Here is a 6,766-nt window from a genome sequence, read left to right on the forward strand (position 1 = left end):
GTGGGCTGGCTTGGCTGCCAACCCAGCCTACAATTCTATAATCACTGCATTTTCATTACAATTGGGGAACAGGGGGCAGTTTACACATTCCTTCCATACCTTTTGCGGTAAGTCTTCCTTGGCAATGGGCTGAAAACCACACCGGCGGAAAAATTCGGGTTGATAGGTAAGGGCAAAAACCCTCTTTAATTCTAATTCCCGTGCTTCTTGCAAAAACAAATTAACCAGCCTGCGTCCAATTCCTCTTTTTACATAGTCCGGTGCAACGGCCAGGGCCCTAATTTCAGCCAAGTCTTCCCAGATAATATGCAGGGAGCCGCAGCCTACTACTTTTCCCCGGTGCTCGGCAACGGTAATTTCACGAATGCCTTCATAGAGGGAAGAGCGGGAACGGGCCAGCATTAGGTTTTCTGCCGCATATAAGCTGACCAAGCGGTGAATTGATTCAACGTCAGAAATTTTAGCCTTTCTGTATATTATTTCCAAAACATCGCCTTCTTTGCTATAATTAAGATAATTAAACATAATTCGAGAAGGGAAGGGAAATTCCTTTATTAATTTTAGGGTGGTGAGATGGTTTGGATTATTCCCGCAGACTTGATAAGCTGGCCCAACTGATTAGAGAATCTACCAAGACGCTGGCATTAACCGGTGCAGGGGTGAGCACGGAAAGCGGTATTCCTGATTTCCGCAGCAAAGAAAAGGGCTTGTGGAATAGGTTTGATCCCGAAGAGGTGGCCAGCATTGGGGCCTTGGAAAGGGATCCCGCAGAGTTTTACCGCAATAATTTAAAATGGTGGGAATTGTGCCTGCAGGCCCAGCCCAATGAAGCCCACCGCAGCCTTGCGCAGCTTGAAAGAAAAGGCTGGTTACTGGGGGTAATTACCCAGAATATAGATGGCCTTCACCAAAAAGCCGGTTCAAAGCGGGTGTGGGAAGTGCACGGGCATTTAAGAACATGTAGGTGTATGAAATGTAAAAAAACCGACCAAATGGATCGGCTAAAGGAGAGTTATCACTGTGCCGCCTGTGGCGGCTTACTGCGGCCCAGTGTAGTTCTTTTTGGCGATAGCATGTCAAATGATTATTACAATGCAGAAAAAGTCATGAGTGGCTGTCAACTGCTGTTGGTGGTTGGCAGTAGTTTGCAAGTATACCCGGTGGCAGGGCTGCCCTATATGGCCCGCCAGGTGGTAATAATAAACCGCCAGCCGACCCCATGGGACAGCCAGGCCCGGCTGGTTATAAACCAATCGGCAGGCCTGGTGCTGTCTGATCTGGTAGAGATACTTGGCGATGAAAAGGGGCCATACTATGAATGTTAAAAATGCAACCTTAAACAGGCTAACAGTTTGCGATACCAGGGGCTGGTATCTTTTTTTTGGGGTCCACAGCTTATGTCGGTCAGTGTACTCCACCGGGACAGGGGCGGAGATTTTTGCTCTTGGACTTTTAGTAAGACCGGTTCCAGTTTTCCGTTCTTCTTGACGAATTTACCCCTTAAACTGACCTGCCCACCTAAAGATGTAATTAAATAGTTATTGGGATCATCCTTTGTTAGCTCTGCAACTTCGGCGTAAATATCCTTTTTCCGCTTCCTGTTTAAATGAATTACTTTGCCTGACAATGCAATCCCTCCCCCAACCATTATATGGAAATTATACATTTTTTAAAAGGGGTTTTATTTGTCGCTTGTAAGCATATCATGGTTTGGGGTGACTTATTATGCTGAAAACCATTAAAGTGCTGACCTATAATATCAGACATGGGCTAGGGATGGATAAAAGGGTGTCCCTTGAGCGTATTGCCTGGATTATACTCAGTACACAGGTGCACCTGTGCGGCTTGCAGGAAGTGGATAAACACAATCCCCGCAGTGCACTGATCCACCAGGCTAAGGAATTGGCCAGACTGTGCGGCATGTACTATGCCTTTGGAGGAAATGTAAAAGCCGGTCCAATTGCCTACGGCAATGCAGTGTTAAGCAGTTTTCCAATTGTCAGCTATAGAAATTACCCTTTGCCCGGCACCGGAGAGAAAAGAGGGTTACTGGGGGCTGAAATTAAAGCAAATGGCAAAAGGATAAGTTTTTTTACAACCCACCTGGGCTTAAATGCTGAACAGCGGCTGGAGCAGGCCGGAAGGATTAGGGAAATAACAGACAGCAGCCGGGGTCAGGTAATACTAACCGGAGATTTTAACGAAGAGAAAAAGGGCCCGGCCGTAAAGCTGCTACTTAAGGACAAAAGTCTGATCAACTGCCTGCCGAACAAGGGCTCTGTATACACCTACCCGTCTATTGAGGCTGACAAACACATAGATTTTATAATGGCGGCTAAGCACTGCAAGGTGCGTTCCGCCAAGGTGATCCAGAGCCTGGCCTCGGATCACCTGCCCTATTTAGTTGAACTCAGATTGTAAGACAGGACCCTTGTCTTAGGGATATGGCCGTTAAGATGAAAAAACCCCCTGGGGCATAGCCCCCGGGGGTTTATCTTGGATAACAAAATATTAAGTTGCCGTGGGTAAAGGCCACCGGCAGTGAGCCTAAGTAACTGTTGTTGGAGCCTTTGTCAAAGAAAAACAGTGCGCCGTTTGTGGGGTCTTTACCTTTTAATGCTTCCTGGGCTGCAATGTAGCAGCATTCCGGTGCAGGCCTGTTAATTTTCCCTGTTTGGGCCGGGCCAAACTGCCTCGGTTGATAAATGACATCCCTAATGCTGTTGGGAAACAGAGGGCTTTGCACACGGTTTATCACCACGGCAGCCACCGCCACCTTGTTGGTGTTAGGTTCACTGCCTGCTTCGGCACAAATCAGCCTGGCCAATAGGTCTAATTCCTCATCGGTACAAGGAATGCATCTTTCCTCCGCCTCCCTGCTGGGTGTCAATAAAACCCGGCTGGGGTGGATGGCGGCACCGGCCAGATGATTGGCCGCAACAAGTGTCTGTGTGGTTGTGTCCAAAGATAATGCGATTTGGTACAGGTTGTCGCCGGGTACCACTAAATAACCTCTGGTATTAGATGGCAGTACATCCTCTTTGTCGGGAATGATGAGCTGCTGGCCCGGCCAAATTCTTGTGCTTTTTAGTTGGTTGGCCTCCATTAACCGGTGAATGGTGGTGCCATGATTAACACTGATAGAAAATAAAGAGTCGCCGGGCTCCACGGTGTATGTTGCAGCAAAGGCTTTGGTGGGCGGTGCGAGCATTAAACTTAAGAACACTGCCAGCATTAACAAGCGATATGTTAACTTCATAAATTAAACTTCCCCCTTAAAATAACAAAAAGCTGTCAATTATAACGGTAGGGGCGGCAATAATTTGCCCCTTTGGTTACGGCTACCATTTTACTAAATTGACAAATAAAGTTCTACCCTTAAAAAATGTCTTTATTGAGGGTATTTACTGTTCTATCATTATTGACTATTGATTTAGTTGTGATATAATAATATTCCGGGCCAGCTTGAAGTTGATTTTATGCTGCCGTTTAGCTATAATACTTTGGTGAGCATTTGGCGCCTGTAGCTCAGTGGATAGAGCGCCGGCCTCCGGAGCCGGGTGCGCAAGTTCGATTCTTGCCAGGCGCACCATAACTAACGTAAGAGTTGCCCAGTAGCTAGAGCAGGCTTCTGGGTCTATTTTTATATATTTTAAAACAGGGTAAGGGGGCGAATTTATGGAGACGATGGCGATTATTTTTAATATGCTTCTGCTTTATTTTATATTTAGTTTTGCATATCGCTATTTTGTAAAGCCCAAACAGGATGAACATAAAACCCAAAATGCAGGCAATGGACAAGTTAATATAGCAGAAAAAACGGAAGAAAAAAACTTAGTAGAAGACAAGATATGCGGTGCTGTGGTGCCAAGGTCTCAGTCATACATTGTGGTCAGGGATGATGAAGAGCATTACTTTTGCAGCTGGGACTGCAGGCAAAAGTTTTTAGACAGTCAGCAAGAAGACCAATAAACCCCTTGAAGGCTTTCAAGGGGTTCCGTTTTGAAGTGGAAAAGTCACCTTTAAAAACCTTAAAAGGCAGGTTGATTGGTAAGCAATTGACCTGCCTTTTAAGGTTTTTATCGTATTAAGGCCGCGGCAGTCATTATGCCGGCTTGCACGGAATAATATGTCCCTGGGCAGAAAAGGAAACTGCCGGGATAATGCTGTAATGGGATATCCGGCCTAAGCTTCTTACCTAATAAAGGGAAAAACCTATTAAGGGGGAGAAAGTTTATGATATATGAAGATAAAGTGTCAAATTTGCAGCCTAATTAACCGAAGAGAGATCATTTTGCCCCTTGACTGACTTGAAATTTTCCCAAAAAACACTGGTGATATCAAAATGATGTGATATTAATGTTAAAATAGTAATTGTTTAGTTAATTAATAATTAACTTGACCGATTTGACATAACCGCTGCTTGAAGTGAACCCCATTTATTCCATGGGTTTTATTTTTGGACTTAAGCTTATCAATTTAAAGTATGTAGCGGGAGGTAACTTAAAAATGAGTTTTTTAAAAAAAATCACCGAGCAAGTTACTGACATAAGCAAAAAGTCGCAAGAAATGGTTGGCGTAACAAAATTAAAATTGGAGCGCTCCCAAATTGAATCGCAAGTAAATAGTAGTTTTAAAGAACTGGGGGAGCAAGTTTTCATTTCTTATTGCAACAACAATACAGATGGAGACGCAGTAATAATTATTTGCGAAAAAATCAAAAAGTTAAAGGCTAGAATTGAAGAAATAAATCAAGAGATCGAAAATATAGCTCCTAGAGAAACCCTATGCCCCAATTGTGAAGCTAAAATTATGTCTAATGTTCATTTTTGCAGTAAATGCGGTCATAAGATTAAAGACGATAATGCCTCACAAGAAGGAGTTTCAGGAGCGGAAAAATAAAAGAAGTAAACACGAATAAAAGGAGGAATGAGTATTGAGTGAAAACGGCAATACCCAGGCAAGTGATGTAGGGGATTTAACCAAAGGCTATATAGGGTTTAGCAAAATATTCTTAAATGACCCTGAACCGTACCTTGTTGAGCGGGGCGGGGGGTATAAAGCTATCGGAATGCTTACCATAGCCTTATTCATAATAGTCAAAATGTTCTATTCAATAACGGATTCATTTTCACATTATAGAGTTGTTGGATTTGATTTTATAAACATTTTAAGTAAGGTTGCAAAAACCGGTGCAGGTAGACTTATAGCAATATTTATACTCATATATGTAGGGAAAATATTGCTGGAAAAGTGGGGGGATGTTGATTTTTCTGTCAACGAAATGATTGAAAAGGTTGGGCTGGTACTTATACCTGCGTTTTTTATAGGTATCATAGGACTGCCTTTCTCTCTACTGCAATTTACTTTTAGCGGATATATAAGCGGTTTTAGTTATATAATGGAGTTTGTCGGAGTGTTCTTTTTGGGGTTAGTGGTTTCTCAATCCAGAAAAGTGCATACCGCTTTTCTGTTAGCAGCCTTGTATTATTTTACAGTCCGATTGCTAGGCACATTAATTTAAGCTAGACAAGGGAACGCTTTAAAAGTGTTCCCTTGTTTTGTAGTTAAAAAGGCTTTATAAATGTGTTAAATGATTTGTTATAAAAAAGCGGGGAGGGATGTAATGTATTTAATTTTGTTATTAACAATATTGCTTACCATATACATATCGTATTCACTATATAAAAGTATGGTGATCAAAAGGCATAGAGAAAGCAAAGATTATCTATATATGTGGCAGCCATCTCAAGGGGAGTGGATTGAGGCTTTAAAAGACAATAAACATGTGATGCCTAAGTGGTTATCGGTGCTATTATTTTTCATAATAATGTTGGTTGCCTTTGGATTATCATCTTTGAGAGAAGAAGCTGACTTGGTTTCAGTACTATATTATTTAGCTTTAGGTTTTTTTGCATGGTTTCTTGTGGGTAAGTCTATGGCCTTTAAAGCACCCTATACCTATATCGTTAAAGAAAATGGCCTTTGGGTATTAGGTGAACCACATTGGCTGGAAAGCGGTTTTGTTAGATGGAAGAGTGTTTCAGAGTTGTAGTTGATAAAAAGAATAATATGATTCTAATACTGGGTTGGATTCGTGGAAGTTCATATAATTTAGTAATCCCTAAAGATATGTTTTATAAAATTGAATATATTATAAGCCAAAAAGTTAGTCCTAATAAGATTAGCTATTACAAGGAGGATAGAAGGTGAAGAATATTAGGAATATTAAGATTATAATATTGTTTCTTTCAATGGTTCTTATTACTGTAGGAGTTACATTGTTTAGTAACTTTAGTAACGCAACAACAAATGTAGATGAGGAGTTTCACTTTCTGGGTTCTGACGAAAACAATGATAATAATAAGGCTCTCGATATTATTAAAAAATTGAGCATGAAATCGAAAAGGCAGATTCCCTGTATTACGATGTAAGCATATTTGAAAATAAAAGGGAAGTTGAAGGCTTTTATCTTCATTAGGCGAGAAGACTCCCACTTCAACGAAGCGAAGCGAAGTAAGTGGGAGATGAATCGCCTTAACTATATTTACTGAAAATAATATAGATTCAGTAAAGTATAGTATAATATAGTTAGATGGGAGGTGAAAAAATGTATTTTTGTATCAAACAACAGCTAAATGGTTTAACCAAAGAAGAATACTTGACCCTTAGAGAACTGTGCCGTATTGCCAAGAACATATACAACGTCGGATTGTATAATGTTAGACAATACTATTTTGAACACAAGGAATTTCTTAATTATGAG

At 41.4% G+C, this 6,766-nt stretch carries 10 protein-coding genes and 1 tRNA gene; 8 read left to right on the forward strand and 3 right to left on the reverse strand.

Annotation, left to right across the window (positions count from 1 at the left end; all coding sequences use genetic code 11):
* Positions 1-27: 27 nt before the first annotated feature.
* Complete coding sequence (locus tag BR02_RS0108155) at positions 28-480, reverse strand: N-acetyltransferase (protein WP_031516012.1); 453 nt, start codon at positions 478-480, stop codon at positions 28-30.
* 98 nt (positions 481-578) lie between these two features.
* Here BR02_RS0108155 and BR02_RS0108160 point away from each other — a divergent pair, with 98 nt between their 5' ends.
* On the forward strand, positions 579-1,325 hold the full coding sequence (locus BR02_RS0108160) for an SIR2 family NAD-dependent protein deacylase (protein ID WP_031516014.1): 747 nt from the start codon (positions 579-581) through the stop codon (positions 1,323-1,325).
* Here BR02_RS0108160 and BR02_RS0108165 read toward each other — a convergent pair.
* A complete protein-coding gene (locus tag BR02_RS0108165; protein WP_031516016.1) occupies positions 1,322-1,627 on the reverse strand; it encodes a hypothetical protein in 306 nt (101 codons plus the stop codon). The genes BR02_RS0108160 and BR02_RS0108165 overlap by 4 nt on opposite strands.
* 98 nt (positions 1,628-1,725) lie before the next feature.
* Here BR02_RS0108165 and BR02_RS0108170 point away from each other — a divergent pair, with 98 nt between their 5' ends.
* Positions 1,726-2,421 (forward strand): endonuclease/exonuclease/phosphatase family protein, encoded by a 696-nt coding sequence (locus tag BR02_RS0108170; protein ID WP_084170985.1) that lies wholly within the window; start codon positions 1,726-1,728, stop codon positions 2,419-2,421.
* Between the two features lie 70 nt (positions 2,422-2,491).
* Here the strand turns inward: BR02_RS0108170 and BR02_RS0108175 are convergent, their stop codons facing one another.
* The gene (locus tag BR02_RS0108175) at positions 2,492-3,259 is read right to left on the reverse strand and encodes a LysM peptidoglycan-binding domain-containing protein (RefSeq protein WP_031516019.1); all 768 of its coding nucleotides are present in this window, start codon (positions 3,257-3,259) and stop codon (positions 2,492-2,494) included.
* Positions 3,260-3,517: 258 nt separating this feature from the next.
* On the opposite strand from BR02_RS0108175, the gene BR02_RS0108180 reads away from it, so the two are divergent.
* The 6 genes from BR02_RS0108180 to BR02_RS0108210 all read left to right on the forward strand — a co-directional run bounded on the left by BR02_RS0108180 (position 3,518) and on the right by BR02_RS0108210 (position 6,434).
* Positions 3,518-3,592 (forward strand) — tRNA-Arg (locus BR02_RS0108180).
* An 86-nt stretch (positions 3,593-3,678) separates the two neighbouring features.
* Positions 3,679-3,972 (forward strand): hypothetical protein, encoded by a 294-nt coding sequence (locus BR02_RS0108185; RefSeq protein WP_031516021.1) that lies wholly within the window; start codon positions 3,679-3,681, stop codon positions 3,970-3,972.
* A 537-nt stretch (positions 3,973-4,509) separates the two neighbouring features.
* A complete protein-coding gene (locus BR02_RS0108190) occupies positions 4,510-4,902 on the forward strand; it encodes a zinc-ribbon domain-containing protein (protein ID WP_031516023.1) in 393 nt (130 codons plus the stop codon).
* A gap of 34 nt (positions 4,903-4,936) precedes the next feature.
* Positions 4,937-5,524, forward strand: a complete 588-nt coding sequence (locus BR02_RS0108195; RefSeq protein WP_031516025.1) for a hypothetical protein — start codon at positions 4,937-4,939, stop codon at positions 5,522-5,524.
* A 102-nt stretch (positions 5,525-5,626) separates the two neighbouring features.
* On the forward strand, positions 5,627-6,055 hold the full coding sequence (locus tag BR02_RS0108200; protein WP_031516027.1) for a hypothetical protein: 429 nt from the start codon (positions 5,627-5,629) through the stop codon (positions 6,053-6,055).
* Positions 6,056-6,209: 154 nt separating this feature from the next.
* Positions 6,210-6,434: a hypothetical protein gene (locus tag BR02_RS0108210; RefSeq protein WP_031516031.1), complete on the forward strand. Its 225-nt coding sequence runs from the start codon at positions 6,210-6,212 to the stop codon at positions 6,432-6,434.
* Positions 6,435-6,766: the final 332 nt, after the last annotated feature.

The organism is Desulfofalx alkaliphila DSM 12257 (genome assembly GCF_000711975.1).
Lineage (GTDB): Bacteria > Bacillota > Desulfotomaculia > Desulfotomaculales > Desulfohalotomaculaceae > Desulfofalx > Desulfofalx alkaliphila.

Bases quoted from the DNA above. Each gene is read 5' to 3' on its own strand.
- BR02_RS0108170 (WP_084170985.1), top strand. From the start codon at position 1,726: ATGCTGAAAACCATTAAAGTGCTGACCTATAATATCAGACATGGGCTA.
- BR02_RS0108175 (WP_031516019.1), bottom strand. From the start codon at position 3,259: ATGAAGTTAACATATCGCTTGTTAATGCTGGCAGTGTTCTTAAGTTTA.
- BR02_RS0108185 (WP_031516021.1), top strand. From the start codon at position 3,679: ATGGAGACGATGGCGATTATTTTTAATATGCTTCTGCTTTATTTTATA.
- BR02_RS0108190 (WP_031516023.1), top strand. From the start codon at position 4,510: ATGAGTTTTTTAAAAAAAATCACCGAGCAAGTTACTGACATAAGCAAA.
- BR02_RS0108200 (WP_031516027.1), top strand. From the start codon at position 5,627: ATGTATTTAATTTTGTTATTAACAATATTGCTTACCATATACATATCG.